Genomic DNA, 14,711 nt, shown 5'->3' with positions numbered 1-14,711 from the left:
CTCACGCCGATTTCAGCGCGTCCCGGCAATGGGCGATCATGAAATCCGCGAAGACCCGGACCTTGGGGTCGCGGTGGCGGCGCGAGGGCGACAGGCAGGCGAGCTGCACCGGGTAGGGCGGGGTCGCCTCGGCCACGGGCACAAGCGCGCCGCTGCGCAGATGTTCGGCCACTTCGAACACCGGTTTCAAGACGATCCCGGCCCCGGCGAGCGCCCAGTCGGTCAGCACATCGCCGTCGTCGCATTCGAAGGGCCCGGTGATGTCGAACCGTTGCGGGCCCGCCTCGGTCCGCAGCGTCCACTGGAATTCGCGGGCGCCGGGGAAGCGCAGGTTCAGGCAATCGTGCTTGTCGGCCACCAGCGCCGCGCCATCCACGGGCATCCCGCGCCGCGCCACGTAATCCGGCGCGGCCACCAGCACGCGGGGGCAATCGGCGATCATCCGCACCTTGAGGTCGCTGTCGGCCAGCTGGCCCAGGTGGAACGCCAGGTCGAGGCCTTCGGTCGTCACGTCGACGCTGCGGTCCGACAGGCGAAGGCGCAGGTCGATTTCGGGGTAGGCGTCGCGGAAGGCGGGCACGGCGGGGGCCAGGATGCGTCGGCCCAGCCCCAGGGGTGCGGCGACGAAAAGCGTGCCGCGCGGGCTTTGCGTGGCTTCCATGACCGTGGCCTCGGCGGCCTCGATCGCCTCGAGGATGCCGCGCGCGCCGTCGTAGAACATGCGCCCGTGTTCGGTGGGGTTCAGCGCCCGCGTGGTCCGGTTGAACAGCCGCACGCCCAGCCGCCGCTCGAGCTCGGCGATGCGTGACGAGGCCACGGCGGGCGAGGTGCGCTGATCGCGCGCCGCCGCCGACATGCTGCCCAATTCGTAGACACGCACGAACATCCGGATGTCGTTCACGTAGGCCATGGCCACCTTTCGGCGATTTTTGAAAGTGCCCCGGGATTTTCAGGCTTATCAGTCAAACGCCGTTCCGTATAGCCTGACCGAAACCATGATCGGAGCCCCCATGTACGATTTCGTCGCTATGGCCGCCTGGGCCGAATTCGCCGTCCGCTGGCTGCATGTGATCACCGCCATCGCGTGGATCGGGTCGTCGTTCTATTTCATCGCGCTGGATCTGGGCCTGCACCGCGACCGCAACCTGGCCAGCGGCGCCGATGGCGAGGAATGGCAGGTGCACGGCGGCGGTTTCTACCACATCCAGAAATACCTGGTGGCCCCGCCGGGCATGCCCGACGGGCTGATCTGGCACAAATGGCAGAGCTACTGGACCTGGATCAGCGGCTTTGTCCTGCTGGCGCTGGTCTATTACCTGGGGGCCGAGTTTTATCTGGTCGATGCCAATGTCATGGACCTTGGCACATCGCAGGCGATCGCCATTTCGCTGGCCTCGCTGGCGTTCGGCTGGGTCGCCTATCACACGCTCTGCAAGGTCTTTGTCGAGGCGGATCAGACCGTGCTGATGGTGGCGCTTTTCGTGTTGCTGGTGGCGATGGCCTGGGGGTACACGCAGGTCTTTACGGGCCGGGCGGCGCTGCTGCATCTGGGCGCGTTCACGGCGACGATCATGTCCGGCAACGTGTTCTTTGTCATCATACCCAACCAAAAGATCGTGGTGGCCGACCTGCAGGCGGGCCGCACGCCCGATGCGATCTACGGCAAGATCGCCAAGCAGCGCTCGACGCATAACAACTACCTGACGCTGCCGGTGATCTTCCTGATGCTGTCCAACCATTACCCGCTGGCCTTCGCGTCGGAGTACAACTGGATCATCGCCAGCCTCGTCTTCCTGATGGGCGTCACGATCCGGCATTTCTTCAACTCGATGCACGCCCGCAAGGGCGAGCCGCACTGGACCTGGGCCGTCACCGCCGTGCTCTTCCTGCTGATCATGTGGCTATCGACCGCGCCTTTGTTCCGGGCCGACACGCCCGAGACCGCGCAAGGATCGCTGACACGTTTCACCGAGGCCGAGGGCTATGCCGAGGTGCACGACATCGTGCTGGGCCGCTGTTCGATGTGCCACGCCGAGGAACCCGTCTGGGACGGGCTGTTCTGGGCGCCAAAGGGCGTGATGCTGGACACCGAGTATGAAATCGCCCGCAACGCCAAGGCGATCTATCTGCAGGCGGGGCTGTCGCACGCCATGCCGCCGGCGAACCTGTCGTGGATGGAGGAGGACGAGCGCGCGACGATCCGCGCCTGGTTCGAGAACGCCGGGGGCTGACGCGGCTCAGGCGGTTTGCCCCGGCGACAGCGCCTGCCGCAGCTTTGCCGTCTCGGTCGCGTCATAGGCGCGGCCGGACTCGTCGAGCAGATCGTGAAACCACACCGACCGGTCCGCCGTCCCGCCATGCGCGGCCACCAGATCGGCGGGCCAGGGCAGGTGGGTCTGGGTGCGCCCGCGCACCAGGCCCCACTGAAAGCAGCCGACCTTGGCCTGCTGGAACAGGTCCAGCTGATCGGCGATGCGGCTGCCTACGGGCCGCGCCATCCATTCGGTGCAGATCATCGGGCGGTCTTGTTCTGACAGGTGGTCGATGAAACGCCGGACATGGGCGCTGTCCCAATAGGCGTGAAAGGTCACGATGTCCGAATGCGCCAACGCCAGTTGGTCGATCTCGGTCTGGTAAGGGGCGTCGGTCGATCCGGGCGGGGGCGTTGTCCAGGCCCCGACCGTGGCGGGCTGGTCTGGCGCCTCGTCACGGCACCAGTCGAAGGCCGCCAGCATCAGATCGCGGCTGGCTTGGGTGAAATCGGGTTCATAGAGGCGCGAGCCCGTTGCCTCGAACACCATGCGGTTGCCCGGCTCGTTGTAGAGATCCCAGAAGAGTACGCGCGGATCGCGGCCAAAGCGGCGGAGGATGTCGCGGACGTAGGCCTCCCATCCGGCGCGTTCGGCCCCCTCCAGCAGGGCGGCGCGTCCGGGGCAAGCGACGGCGCGGCTGTTGTGAACGCCCGGCACCGGGTCCGGCTGGGGGGCGTAGGCCGGCTCAAACCCGCCAAAGCCGCAATCGTCGAAGAGGCAGGGGACCGTGCGCAGGCCCAGCCCCTCCGCCACGCCCATCAGCCAGTCGAGCCGCCGGATCAGCCCGGCGCGGTCGTGCTTCCAGACCAGGTAATGCAGGTTCACCCGCAGCGCGTTGAACCCAAGCTCGGCGGCCCAGCCCAGTTCCTTCTCGATGGTGGCGGCGTCGAAGCTGTCGGGGTGCCACATCTCGATGAAGTTGACGGCGGTGGAGGGCAGGAAGTTGAACCCGCAGATCCATGGCTGATCCGCCCACCAGGCCCTTGCCTTGTCCTTGTCCCAACGTGCCACGTCTCTCCCCCGGCTGGTCCTGAAAAGCATCGCCCGGCCCCGTGCGGAGGGGGGCCGGGCAGGGCGGTTTAGCGGTCGAGCAGGTCCTGGACCTCGATCTCGGCATCGGCGAGCGCGTCGTCGACGGACTTGCCGGTCAGCCAGATCGCCTGAAGCTCGCGGTTGAGCACGTCCTGGATCGCGCCATAGCGCTCGGACGGGGGCGTGTCGCGGGCGATGGCGGCGGTGCCGGTGTATTCGGACCGGTGCGGCAGGTTGGCGTATTCATCGCTGTCCAGAACCGATTTGCGCACCGCCATGTGGCCGGTGCGGGCCCAGTCGATGTTGTGATCGTTGATGAAGGCCAGCACCTTGAGCGCGGCGGCGTATTTGTCGGCGTCCGATTTCAGCGAGGCGGGCACCGCCCACATATGGCTGTCCGCCCAGGTCGCGCCGGTGTCGAAAAGCGTCGGGAAATCGGCGACATAGTAATTATCCAGCCCAACCTCTTCCTTCGCCGCCTCGGCGGTGTAGAAATCGACCACCCAGGTGCCGTTCACCAGGATCGCCGCCTCGCCGTTCAGGAACGACTGCTGGCTGTCGGCATAGTTCAGCTGCGGATCGGCTAGCCCTGCGTCGAAAAGCTGGGTTATCGCGGTGACGGCGTTGCGCGCGGCGTCGTTGTCGATGGTGGCGGTGCCGTCCTCGGTGAAGATGTTGGCGTCCTGCTGCCACATCAGCGCCAGCACCAGCCGCACCCCGATCGGGAATTGCGCGAAATCGGCGGCGAGGTAGTTCTGCCCGGTGGCCTCTTTGACCTGCTGCGCATGGGCCAGCAGCTCCGCCGGCGACGAAGGCAGCACGGGTGCGCCGTTCTCGACCAGACCGGCGGCTTCCATCAGGTCCATGTTGACGTGCCAGAGGTTGGCATGGAAATCCATCGGCACGCCGTAGACGCCGCCGTTGTAGCTGACCGCGGCCAGCGCGTTTTCCGACCAATCGGCGGGGTCGATGCCGGCCGCCTCGAGGTCGCCCGAGATTTCGGCAAGCGCACCCAGGCCCGCGAATTCCGGCACCCGGTGGCGGTGCATCACATGCACGTCCGGCGGCGTGCCCCCGGCGTAGGAGGCCTTGATCTGGTCATAGTAATTGCCCCAGTCGGTGGGCAGCGTGGTGACGGTGACGCCGTCGATCTCGGCCGAGGCGGCGTTGATGATCGACTGGATGATGCAGGCCTCGCCCGTGCTGGTCTTGGTGTCGGTGCCCGCGTCCTCGCAGGCGCCGAAAAAGCGGCCCAGCGTGACCTCTTGCGCCATGGCGCCGGTGGCCAGTGTCGCGGCGGCCGCCGCGCCTATGATGAGATGTCTCATGTCTCTCCTCCCTGTGGTGGGGCCTTTGGCGGCCCCGGTTTAGCCCTTGCTTCCGCCGACGGTCATGGCCTGCACCACGTACCGCTGGAAGATCAGGAACATCAGCACGACCGGAAGCGAGGCGATCACGCCCGAGGCCATGACCCGGCCCAAACCCTCCGATTGCGCGAAATTCGATTGGATGCTGGCCAGGCCCAGCGTGATGGTGAAATATTCCTGCCGCTGTGCCGACACGAGCGGCCAGAGGTAATCGTTCCAGGCGTAAAGGAACGTCAGGATCGCCAGCGTCATCATCGCCGGGCGCGCCAGCGGCAGCATCACGTGCCAGAAGATCTGCAGCCAGCCCACCCCATCCAGCCGCGCGGCCTCTTCGATATCCTTTGGGATCGCCTTGAAGAACTGCAGCATCAGGAACACCCCGATGGGCACCGCCATGCGCGGCAGGATCAGCGCGTGATAGCTGTTGTGCCAGCCGAAATCGGCGAACATCGTGTAAAGCGGGATGAAGACCGCCTGTTCGGGCACCATCAGCCCGATCAGGCAGAGCACTGTGACCGTCTTTTTCAGCGGAAACTCGAGCCGCGCCAGTGCATAGCCCGCAGTGGTCGACACCGCCAGCACGCCCAGCGTCATGCCCGCCGCGACGATCAGCGAGTTGAGAAACCACATCGGCGTCTGCCCGAAGGAAAACAGCGCCGCGTAATTGTCGGCCGTGAACGGCAGCGGCATCAGCCCGAAGGCGGTGGTCGAGGTCGTGCGGGCCAGAACCTCGTTCGGCTGGAACGACAGCGACACCATCCAAAGCGTCGGCACCAGCCAGAGGAACGCCGGGATGGCAAGCGCGGTCACCAGCCAGTAATAGCCCCGGTTCAGCATCAGTCCTTCTCCCGTCCCAGGACGAACTGCAGGATGGAAAACGCGCCCATGATCACGAAGAGGAACACCGCCATCGCCGAGGCGCGGCCCAGCTCGCTGTCGCGAAAGGCAGTCTGGTAGATGTAGCGCACCAGCACCTGCGTCGTGTCGTTCGGTCCGCCCTGCGTCATCAGATGCGCTTGCCCGAAGACCTGGAATTGCAGGATTACCTGCAACACGATCACCAGCGTGATCGTCCGCTTGAGGTTCGGCAGGGTGATGTACCAGAACGCCTTGAGACCCGTGGCGTTGTCCAGCGCCGCCGCCTCGTAAAGATCGGCCGAGATGTCCTGAAGTCCGGCCAGGAACAGGATCATCGCGATGCCCAGCGACCACCAGATCGTGGTGATCACGATGGCCGCCATGGCAAAGCGTTCGTCCGTCAGCCAGACGATGGGCGAGCCGCCGAGGGCCTCGGTGATGTTGGCGATCAGACCCTGGCGCGGCGAGAACAGGATCTGCCAGATCAGCGTGACCACCGTCACCGACAGGATCTGGCTGAGAAAGAACAGCGTCCGCAGCACCGTCATCGCCCGGGTTTCTCGGTTCAGCGCCGCCGCCAGCAGCAGCGCTGACACGGTGACGCCCGGCACGGTCAGTGCGACGAAGACCAGCGTGTTGCCCACCGTCGGCCAGAACCGGCGGTCGTACCAGCGCCCGCCTTCGCCCGCATGGAACCCGGGTAGCACAAAGAGCAAGACCGCCGCGACCCCCAGCGCAATCGCCGTCACGCGGCTGACCCGGCGCGACCGGTCAAGCCACAGCGCCAGCCCCGCGCCAAATATGCCCGCGATCTGCAGGGCCGGGCTGACGAAGGCGCCCCAGGTGATGTTGCGGCCCCACATGACGCGTTCGTAATTGCGCAGGCCCACGAATTCCTTGGCGTCCGGGTTGAAGGCGACGGCCAGCAGGTTCCAGTCGTGCAGGCTGATCCAGACGCCACGGAAGAACGGGTAGACCAGGAACAGCCCATAGGTGGCGAGAAACGGCAGCAGCAGCACAAAGGCGGCCTGCGACTGCGTCATGCGCCTTGCCGTTTTCGGTGCCTCGGGCATTCGGCCTCCCCTCCGGGTCCAGGTAATCGATTCCGCTTGCGCTAAAAATATTAGCAATATTTATTAGCGGGCGGCAACAGAAAGTTTTCAGGTCATGTCGGACAAGCCCGGCGCGCCCCCCGCCCGCGTCACGATGAAGGATATCGCGGCCCATGCCGGGGTGTCGCAATCCACCGTCTCCTTCGTGCTGAACGGCCAGCAGTCGATGCGCATCAGCAGCGAAACGCGCAAACGCGTCATGGATGCGGTGGCCGAGCTGGGCTACCGGCCGCGCGCCGCCGGGCGGCCGCCCAAGGGCGCGGGTGTGCGGGTGATCGGGCTGATGTTCGACGAAATCGCCACCAGCCCCTTCGCCGCGATCTCGATCGAGGGTGTGCAAGAGGAAGCCTGGAAACACGACGTGCTGGTCGAAGTGGTGATGACCGGCGGCGACACGGCCTATGAGAACGCGATCCTGCGCAAATGGTCCGCCGACCGGGTCGAGGGGGTGGTCTATGGCGCGATCCTGACGCGCCCGGTTGACCCGCCCGACGCGCTGGGCAAGCACCGCGCGGTCCTGCTCAATTGCCACGATGCCGAGGGGCGGCTGCCCTCGGTCGTGCCGGCGGAACGGCGCGGCGGCGAGGCCGCGGCGCGGATGCTGATCGAGGCGGGGCACCGCAAGATCGCCTTCATCTCGGGCGAAAGCTGGATGGAGGCGGCGGACCAGCGGCTCGAAGGCTACGAGCGCGCGCTGCGCGCGGCGGGGCTGCCGGTCGACCCGGGGCTGATCCAGGCGGGGAACTTCCTGCCCAGCGGCGGCCGTGCCGCGACGCTTCGCCTGCTCGATGGGCCGACCCGCCCCGACGCCATCTTTTGCGCCAACGACCTGATGGCCGTCGGCTGCTACGAGGCGTTGAAAGAGCGCGGCGAACGGGTGGGCGAGACCATGGCGGTGATGGGCTATGACGACCAGGAAATCGCCCAGCACCTCTCGCCGGCGCTCAGCACCGTGCTGCTGCCGCACCGCGAGATGGGGCATTGGTGCACCCAGGTGCTGCTGGCGGGCGAGGGCAAGGCGGCCGGGCATCACCGCATGGAATGCCCGGTCGTGGTGCGGGATTCCCACTTTTGCAGGACCGGCGTCTAGGCGGCGATCAAGCCCGCCCGCCCCGCGCTTTGCCGTTTCAGAATCGCCGTGAGCCTGCTAAGTCTTGTGTCATGAACACACACGCCCCCAATATGCGCCCGCAAATCCGGCAACTGGACGAAGCAGCGATCAACCGCATCGCCGCGGGCGAAGTGGTCGAACGCCCGGCTTCGGCGGTGAAGGAACTGGTTGAAAACGCCATCGATTCGGGCGCGACCCGCATCCAGATCGACATCGCCCAGGGGGGCAAGTCGCTGATCCGGGTCACCGACAACGGCCACGGCATGGCGCCCGAGGATCTGCACCTCGCCCTGTCGCGGCACGCCACCTCCAAGATCGACGGATCGAACCTGCTCGACATCCACACCTTCGGGTTTCGCGGCGAGGCTTTGCCGTCGCTGGGTGCCGTCGGGCGGCTGACGATCCAGAGCCGCGCCGACGGTCATGAGGCGGCCGAGATCGCCTGCAACGGCGGTATCCTCGGCGATGTCAGGCCCTGCGCGCTGAACGCGGGCACCGTGGTCACCCTGCGCGATCTCTTCTACGCCACCCCGGCGCGGCTGAAATTCCTGCGCACCGACCGCGCCGAAGGCCAGGCGATCACCGACACGATCCGCCGGCTGGCCATGGCCGAGCCGTCGATCTCCTTCACCCTGCGCGAGGTTTCCGACGGCCAGGACCGGATCGTCTTCCGTGCCGATGCGGCCACCGGCGATCTCTTCGACGCGTTGCGCACGCGGCTGGCGCAGGTCATGGGGGCGGAGTTCACCGACAACGCCCTGCCCGTCGACGCAATTCGCGAGGACATCCGCCTGACCGGCTATGCCGCCTTGCCGACCTATTCGCGGGGCTCGGCGGTGGCGCAATACCTCTTCGTCAACGGCCGTCCGGTCCGCGACAAGCTGCTGATCGGGGCGTTGCGCGGGGCCTATGCCGATTTCCTCAGCCGCGACCGCCATCCCGCCGCCGCGCTCTTCGTCGATTGCCCGCCCGAACGCGTCGACGTCAACGTGCACCCGGCCAAAGCCGAGGTCCGCTTCCGCGATCCCGGGCTGGTGCGCGGGCTGATCGTCTCCGCCGTCCGTCATGCGCTGGCCGAGGCCGGGCACCGCGCCTCGTCCACCGTGGCCGACGCGACGCTGGGCGCAATGCGGCCCGAACCGATGCAGCCACGCATCTACCAGATGGACCGGCCTTCGCAGCAGGCGCGCAGCACCGCCTATCACGCGCAGGCCCCGGGCTTTGCCGAGATGGCGGGCACCTACAGCGCGCGGGTCGATCCTGTCGAGGACGGCCCGCAAGGGCAGGAGGAGACGCCCGCCACCGCCCTTCCGCTGGGCGCCGCGCGGGGGCAGGTGCATGAAAACTACATCATCGCCCAGACCGAGGACGGCCTCGTCATCGTCGACCAGCACGCCGCCCACGAACGGCTGGTCTACGAACGGCTCAAGACGCAGATGGCGGAAAACGGCGTCGCCGCGCAGGCCCTCCTGATCCCCGAGATCGTCGATCTGTCGACCGACGACCAGGCGCTGATCCTGTCGGTGGCCGAGGATCTCGCGCGCATGGGCCTTACCGTCGAGCCCTTCGGCGGCGCGGCCGTGGCCGTGCGCGAAACTCCCGCCATCCTGGGCGAGGTCAACGCAAAGGCGCTGATCCTCGACATCCTCGACGAGCTGGCCGACCTGGGCAGCGCCTCGCTGGTGCAGGCCCGGATCGAGGCGATCCTGAGCCGTGTCGCCTGCCACGGCTCGATCCGCAGCGGCCGCCGGATGCGCGCCGAAGAGATGAACGCGCTCCTGCGCGAGATGGAGGCGACGCCGCATTCCGGTCAGTGCAACCACGGGCGGCCCACCTATGTGTCGCTGAAGCTGTCCGATATCGAACGGCTCTTCGGGCGCACATGATCACCATCGGCGACACCTCGTATGCGCTGAACGATCCGCTGGTGCTGGCCGTGCTCGCGGGCGCGGTTGTGCTGCTGCTGATCCTCGTGCTTCTCATCGTCGCGGCGCGGGCCGCGGGCCGGTCGGCGCGGCTGGCCGAACCGCTTGCGCTGCAACTGGGCCAGCTCGGCCAGCGCGTGCAGTCGCTTGGCGACGGGCAGGAACGGCTGGCCGGCGGGCTGCACCACGTCAGCGAGGCGCAGGCCCAAAGCCAGACCGCGATGCTGCAGCTTATGGAAAAGCGGCTGGCCGAGGTGCAGGAGCGGATGACCGAGAACCTCTCGGGCTCTTCCCGCCGCACGGCCCAGAGCCTTGGCGAATTGCAGGAACGGCTCAAGGTCATCGACAAGGCGCAGGACAATATCACCAAGCTGTCGGGCGACGTGCTGTCCCTGCAGGACATCCTGTCGAACAAGCAGACGCGCGGGGCCTTCGGGGAAATCCAGCTGACCGACATCGTGACCAAGGCGCTGCCATCGGACAGTTTCACGCTGCAGGCGACGCTGTCGAACGGCAAGCGCGCCGATTGCCTGATCCATCTGCCCAACCCTCCCGGCCCCATCGCCATCGACAGCAAGTTTCCGCTTGAGGCCTACGAACAGCTGCGCCGCGCCGAAACCCAGGATCAGCTCAACCGCGCGGTGCAGGCGCTGCGGCTTTCGGTGCGCAAGCACATCAAGGACATCGCCGAGCGCTACATCCTCGAGGGCGAGACGGCGGATGGCGCGCTGTTCTTCCTGCCGTCCGAGGCGATTTATGCCGAGCTGCATGCCAATTTCCCAGAAGTGGTCCGCGAAGGTTTTGCCGCGCGGGTCTGGATCGTCAGCCCAACCACCTGCATGGCGACGCTCAACACCATGCGCGCCATTCTGAAAGACGCGCGGATGCGCGAACAGGCGGGGGCGATCCGCCGGGAACTGGGGTTGCTTTACGCCGATGTGGACCGTCTGGGCACGCGGGTCGAAAACCTCGACCGGCATTTCGGGCAGGCGGCCAAGGACATTTCCGACATCAAGATCAGCGCCGACAAGGCGGGTCGGCGGGCCAAGCGGCTCGACAATTTTGACTTTGAGGAGCTCGCGGGTGAGGGTGACGACAGAATCGTCAAACTGACCAAACCCGGAGAGTGACCCATGCCCTTTGCCCCGCGCGTTCTGACCGATGACGATTTGCGCGCTTTGGGGATCACCCCGTCTGACGTCGTCGCCTGTATCGAGGACGCGATCCGCGACAAGGCGGCGGGTCGTCTGTTGACCACGCCCAAATCGGCGCTCCAGCCCGGCGACGGGCGCTACATGATGACCACGCTGGCCTCGGGCGAGGTGACCGTGGTCAAGGCGGTGACGGTCTGCCCCGACAACCCCGGCCGTGGCCTGCCATCGATCACCGGGGCGATCATGGTGCTGGACGCCCATAGCGGTGTGCTGCTGGCGGTGATGGATTCCGAATGGATCACCGGCGTGCGCACCGCCGGGCTTAGCGGCGCCGCCGCGCGGCGGATGGCCGATCCCAAGGCCGGGGTCATCAGCTTTGTCGGCTGCGGTCTGCAGGCGCGCAGCCATCTCGAGCTTTTCGCCGGGCTTTTCCCTTTGCGCGAGCTGCGCGCCTATGGGAGGGGGCAGGAAAACATCGACCGGCTTTGCGGCATGGCCAACGGCCTGGGGATGGCGGCGAAGGTCTGCGAGCGCCCCGAGGAGGCGCTGGAGGATGCCGATATCGTCGTCACCTCGATCCCGATCACCTACAGCGGCGAGCCGTTTCTGGACGCGCGGCTGATGAAGCCGGGATCGCTGGCCATCGTCACCGACGCGGCCAAGCCCTGGATTCCCGAAGGGCGCGCCGCGTTCCGGACCGTCGTGGTCGACGATGTCGATCAAGAGCTGTCGATGCCCGAACCGGTGGTGCCCGCCGGGCAAATCACCGACGACCTGACCGGGCTGCTCAGCCGCGATGTGCCGCTGCGGCCCGGGCCGCGGGCCTTCATGTTCCGCGGCATGGCCGCCGGCGATTACGCCCTCGCCGCACGGGTCTGGCGCCAGATCGCCGGCCAATCCGGCTGAGTGCGTAGTAATATGGCGGACGAATCGGGCTTGGTGAAATATCGTTTAAGGCTGAACAATATTCATGCCCTCAGTGCATGGACGGTATGCAGCGGCATGCCTGCCGCGGGGGAACCCAAGCTGCTAGGCACGCGTTGACCGCCGGGACGTGCTGCGGAAATTGGGTAGACCCGATGACGCATCGCAGGCCGGGAAAGAATGGTTTAGGCCTAAACCAAATATAGCGCCACGGGGGCGCAAGACAGGAAGAAGAGGGACTATGACAGACAATCCCCAGGATATCGATCCGACGGAATCCCAGGAATGGCAGGATGCAATCGAGGATGTGATCCTGCGCGACGGCGCCGACCGCGCGCATTATCTTCTCGACAAGGCCGTGCAGCAGGCCCGCGCCGCCGGTGCGCGGCTGCCGTTCTCGGCCACGACGCCGTATCAGAACACGATCTCGCCGGATGACGAGGTCCCCATGCCCGGCGATTACGAAATGGAGTGGCGGATCCGCACGATCAACCGTTGGAACGCCATGGCCACGGTTGTGCGGCGCAACAAGGAATCTTCCGAATACGGCGGGCATATCGCCTCGTTCGCGTCGTCGGCGGCGCTTTACGACGTGGGGCTCAACCATTTCTGGCGCGCCAAGTCGGCGATCCACGGCGGCGATCTGGTGTTCTTTCAGGGCCATGTGGTGCCCGGCATTTACGCGCGGTCCTTCATGGAGGGCCGCATCAGCCAGGACCAGCTCGAGGCGTTCCGGTCCGAGGTCAATGGCGGTGGCCTGAGTTCCTATCCGCACCCCTGGCTGATGCCGGACTACTGGCAGTTCCCGACCGTTTCGATGGGCCTGGGGCCACTGATGGCGATCTACCAGGCGCGGTTCATGAAATACATGCACAACCGCGGCCTGATCGACGCGGGCGACCGCAAGGTCTGGGTCTTCCTCGGCGACGGCGAGATGGACGAACCAGAAAGCCTGGGCGCGATCAGCCTCGCGGCGCGGGAAAAGCTCGACAACCTGATCTTCGTGGTCAACTGCAACCTGCAGCGGCTCGACGGCCCGGTGCGCGGCAACTCGAAGATCGTGCAGGAGCTTGAGGGCGAGTTTCGCGGCGCGGGCTGGGATGTGATCAAGCTGCTCTGGGGCAAGGGCTGGGACGAACTGCTGGAAAAGGACACCAGCGGCAAGCTGCGCCAGCTTATGAACGAAACGCTGGACGGCGATTATCAAACCTTCAAGTCGAAGGACGGCGCCTATATCCGCGAGCATTTCTTCGGCAAATACCCTGAGACCGCGGCGCTGGTCGAGGACATGACCGACGATCAGATCTGGGCGCTGCGGCGCGGCGGGCACGATCCCAAGAAGGTCTACAACGCCTTCCTGCGCGCAACCAAGACCCAAGGCCAGCCGACCTGCATTCTGGTCAAGACGGTCAAGGGCTACGGCATGGGCACCGCCGGCGAAGGCCAGAACACCACCCACCAGCAAAAGAAGATGCAAGAGGACCAGCTGCGCGCCATGCGCGACCGGTTCAAGATCCCGGTGGACGACGCCGACCTTCCCAAGGCGCCCTTTGTGACGCTGAACAACGCGCAAAAGGCCTATCTGGCCGAGCGGCGCAAGGAACTGGGCGGCAGCTTCCCCAAGCGCGACAGCAAGGTCGATGCGCTGGAAATCCCCGGGCTGGACAAGTTCAAGGGCCAGCTGGAATCGACGGGCGACCGCGAGATCAGCACAACCATGGCCTTCGTGCGCATCCTGACCACGCTGCTGCGCGACAAGAAGATCGGCAAGAACGTGGTCCCGATCGTGCCGGACGAATCCCGCACCTTCGGGATGGAGGGGCTGTTCCGGTCGGTCGGCATCTACAACCCGCTGGGGCAGAACTATACCCCGCAGGACCGCGACCAGATGATGTTCTACAAGGAAAGCGCCGACGGTCAGGTGCTTCAGGAAGGCATCAACGAGGCGGGCGCGATGGCCGACTGGATCGCGGCGGCGACGTCGTACTCGACCCACGGCGTTCCGATGATCCCGTTCTACATCTATTACTCGATGTTCGGCTTTCAGCGGATCGGCGATCTGGCCTGGGCCGCTGGCGACAGCCGCGCGCGCGGCTTCATGCTGGGTGGCACGGCGGGGCGCACCACGCTGAACGGCGAGGGGCTCCAGCATGAGGACGGGCACAGCCACATCCTGGCGGGCACCATCCCCAACTGCATCAGCTACGACCCGACCTTCAGCTACGAGGTTGCGGTGATCGTGCAGCACGGGCTCAAGCGGATGTATGAGGATCAGGAGGACGTGTTCTTCTACCTGACCCTGATGAACGAGAATTATCAGCATCCCGAAATGCCGATGGGCGCCGAGGAGGGCATCATCAAGGGTCTTTACCGGATGTCGAAGACCCCGCGTCCGGGCAAGAAGCACGTCAACCTGATGGGGTCGGGCACGATCCTGGTGCAGGCGATCAAGGCGGCCGAGATGCTGAAGGAAGACTTTGGCGTGACCTCGGACATCTGGTCGGCCACCAGCTTTAACGAGCTGGCCCGCGACGGTCAGGACTGCGCGCGCCACAACCGCCTGAACCCGACCGCCGAACAGCGGGTGCCCTACGTCACCCAGCAGCTCGACGGGGTCAAAGGCCCGGTGATCGCGGCCACCGACTATATGAAGAACTTCGCCGAGCAGATCCGCGGCTTTGTGCCCCAGCGGTACACGGTGCTGGGCACCGACGGCTTTGGCCGGTCCGACAGCCGTGTGAACCTGCGGCGGTTCTTCGAGGTGGATGCCAACCACATCGCGGCGGCGGCCGTCGTGGATTTGTACCGCGAGGGCGTGCTGTCCGAAAAGGACGTGGAAAAGGCCATTCAGAAATATGACATCGACGGCGGCAAGCCGAACCCGCGTCTGGTGTAACGGCGGGAACGAGGAGACAG

General features: G+C 66.0%; 11 protein-coding genes. 6 read left to right on the top strand and 5 right to left on the bottom strand.

Annotation, left to right across the window (positions count from 1 at the left end):
* Position 1: 1 nt before the first annotated feature.
* On the bottom strand, positions 2–910 hold the full coding sequence (locus RXV88_RS05430) for a LysR family transcriptional regulator (protein ID WP_316291088.1): 909 nt from the start codon (positions 908–910) through the stop codon (positions 2–4).
* A gap of 100 nt (positions 911–1,010) precedes the next feature.
* Between RXV88_RS05430 and RXV88_RS05425 the strand changes: the two genes are divergently transcribed.
* Complete coding sequence (locus RXV88_RS05425; RefSeq protein WP_316291206.1) at positions 1,011–2,231, top strand: urate hydroxylase PuuD; 1,221 nt, start codon at positions 1,011–1,013, stop codon at positions 2,229–2,231.
* A 6-nt stretch (positions 2,232–2,237) separates the two neighbouring features.
* On the opposite strand, the gene RXV88_RS05420 is transcribed toward RXV88_RS05425, so the two are convergent.
* The 4 genes from RXV88_RS05420 to RXV88_RS05405 form a co-directional block, all read right to left on the bottom strand.
* Positions 2,238–3,323: a hypothetical protein gene (locus tag RXV88_RS05420; protein WP_316291087.1), complete on the bottom strand. Its 1,086-nt coding sequence runs from the start codon at positions 3,321–3,323 to the stop codon at positions 2,238–2,240.
* Positions 3,324–3,391: 68 nt separating this feature from the next.
* The gene (locus RXV88_RS05415) at positions 3,392–4,672 is read right to left on the bottom strand and encodes an extracellular solute-binding protein (RefSeq protein ID WP_316291086.1); all 1,281 of its coding nucleotides are present in this window, start codon (positions 4,670–4,672) and stop codon (positions 3,392–3,394) included.
* Between the two features lie 39 nt (positions 4,673–4,711).
* A complete protein-coding gene (locus tag RXV88_RS05410) occupies positions 4,712–5,548 on the bottom strand; it encodes a carbohydrate ABC transporter permease (RefSeq protein ID WP_316291085.1) in 837 nt (278 codons plus the stop codon).
* Positions 5,548–6,612: a sugar ABC transporter permease gene (locus RXV88_RS05405; protein ID WP_316291084.1), complete on the bottom strand. Its 1,065-nt coding sequence runs from the start codon at positions 6,610–6,612 to the stop codon at positions 5,548–5,550. Before RXV88_RS05405 ends, RXV88_RS05410 begins: the two co-directional genes overlap by 1 nt.
* A gap of 124 nt (positions 6,613–6,736) precedes the next feature.
* On the opposite strand from RXV88_RS05405, the gene RXV88_RS05400 reads away from it, so the two are divergent.
* The 5 genes from RXV88_RS05400 to aceE all read left to right on the top strand — a co-directional run bounded on the left by RXV88_RS05400 (position 6,737) and on the right by aceE (position 14,691).
* A complete protein-coding gene (locus RXV88_RS05400; RefSeq protein ID WP_316291083.1) occupies positions 6,737–7,771 on the top strand; it encodes a LacI family DNA-binding transcriptional regulator in 1,035 nt (344 codons plus the stop codon).
* 71 nt (positions 7,772–7,842) lie between these two features.
* Entirely contained in the window at positions 7,843–9,678 is a 1,836-nt protein-coding gene (mutL, locus tag RXV88_RS05395) for a DNA mismatch repair endonuclease MutL (protein ID WP_316291082.1), read from the top strand.
* Entirely contained in the window at positions 9,675–10,847 is a 1,173-nt protein-coding gene (locus RXV88_RS05390) for a DNA recombination protein RmuC (protein ID WP_316291081.1), read from the top strand. The genes mutL and RXV88_RS05390 overlap by 4 nt, the downstream gene beginning before the upstream one ends.
* A gap of 3 nt (positions 10,848–10,850) precedes the next feature.
* A complete protein-coding gene (locus RXV88_RS05385) occupies positions 10,851–11,777 on the top strand; it encodes an ornithine cyclodeaminase family protein (RefSeq protein ID WP_316291080.1) in 927 nt (308 codons plus the stop codon).
* Between the two features lie 259 nt (positions 11,778–12,036).
* The gene (gene aceE, locus RXV88_RS05380) at positions 12,037–14,691 is read left to right on the top strand and encodes a pyruvate dehydrogenase (acetyl-transferring), homodimeric type (RefSeq protein ID WP_316291079.1); all 2,655 of its coding nucleotides are present in this window, start codon (positions 12,037–12,039) and stop codon (positions 14,689–14,691) included.
* The last annotated feature ends 20 nt before the right edge of the window (positions 14,692–14,711 follow it).

Origin of the sequence: Aestuariicoccus sp. MJ-SS9, assembly GCF_032586235.1 — a bacterium.
Taxonomy (GTDB): domain Bacteria; phylum Pseudomonadota; class Alphaproteobacteria; order Rhodobacterales; family Rhodobacteraceae; genus Aestuariicoccus.
This window is presented reverse-complemented; position numbering and strand designations above follow the sequence as displayed.

Excerpts from the sequence above, each read along its gene's own strand:
- RXV88_RS05415 (WP_316291086.1), bottom strand. The coding sequence starts at position 4,672 with ATGAGACATCTCATCATAGGCGCGGCGGCCGCCGCGACACTGGCCACC.
- aceE (WP_316291079.1), top strand. The coding sequence starts at position 12,037 with ATGACAGACAATCCCCAGGATATCGATCCGACGGAATCCCAGGAATGG.
- RXV88_RS05430 (WP_316291088.1), bottom strand. The coding sequence starts at position 910 with ATGGCCTACGTGAACGACATCCGGATGTTCGTGCGTGTCTACGAATTG.
- RXV88_RS05425 (WP_316291206.1), top strand. The coding sequence starts at position 1,011 with ATGTACGATTTCGTCGCTATGGCCGCCTGGGCCGAATTCGCCGTCCGC.
- RXV88_RS05385 (WP_316291080.1), top strand. The coding sequence starts at position 10,851 with ATGCCCTTTGCCCCGCGCGTTCTGACCGATGACGATTTGCGCGCTTTG.
- RXV88_RS05405 (WP_316291084.1), bottom strand. The coding sequence starts at position 6,612 with ATGACGCAGTCGCAGGCCGCCTTTGTGCTGCTGCTGCCGTTTCTCGCC.
- RXV88_RS05400 (WP_316291083.1), top strand. The coding sequence starts at position 6,737 with ATGTCGGACAAGCCCGGCGCGCCCCCCGCCCGCGTCACGATGAAGGAT.
- mutL (WP_316291082.1), top strand. The coding sequence starts at position 7,843 with ATGAACACACACGCCCCCAATATGCGCCCGCAAATCCGGCAACTGGAC.
- RXV88_RS05390 (WP_316291081.1), top strand. The coding sequence starts at position 9,675 with ATGATCACCATCGGCGACACCTCGTATGCGCTGAACGATCCGCTGGTG.
- RXV88_RS05410 (WP_316291085.1), bottom strand. The coding sequence starts at position 5,548 with ATGCTGAACCGGGGCTATTACTGGCTGGTGACCGCGCTTGCCATCCCG.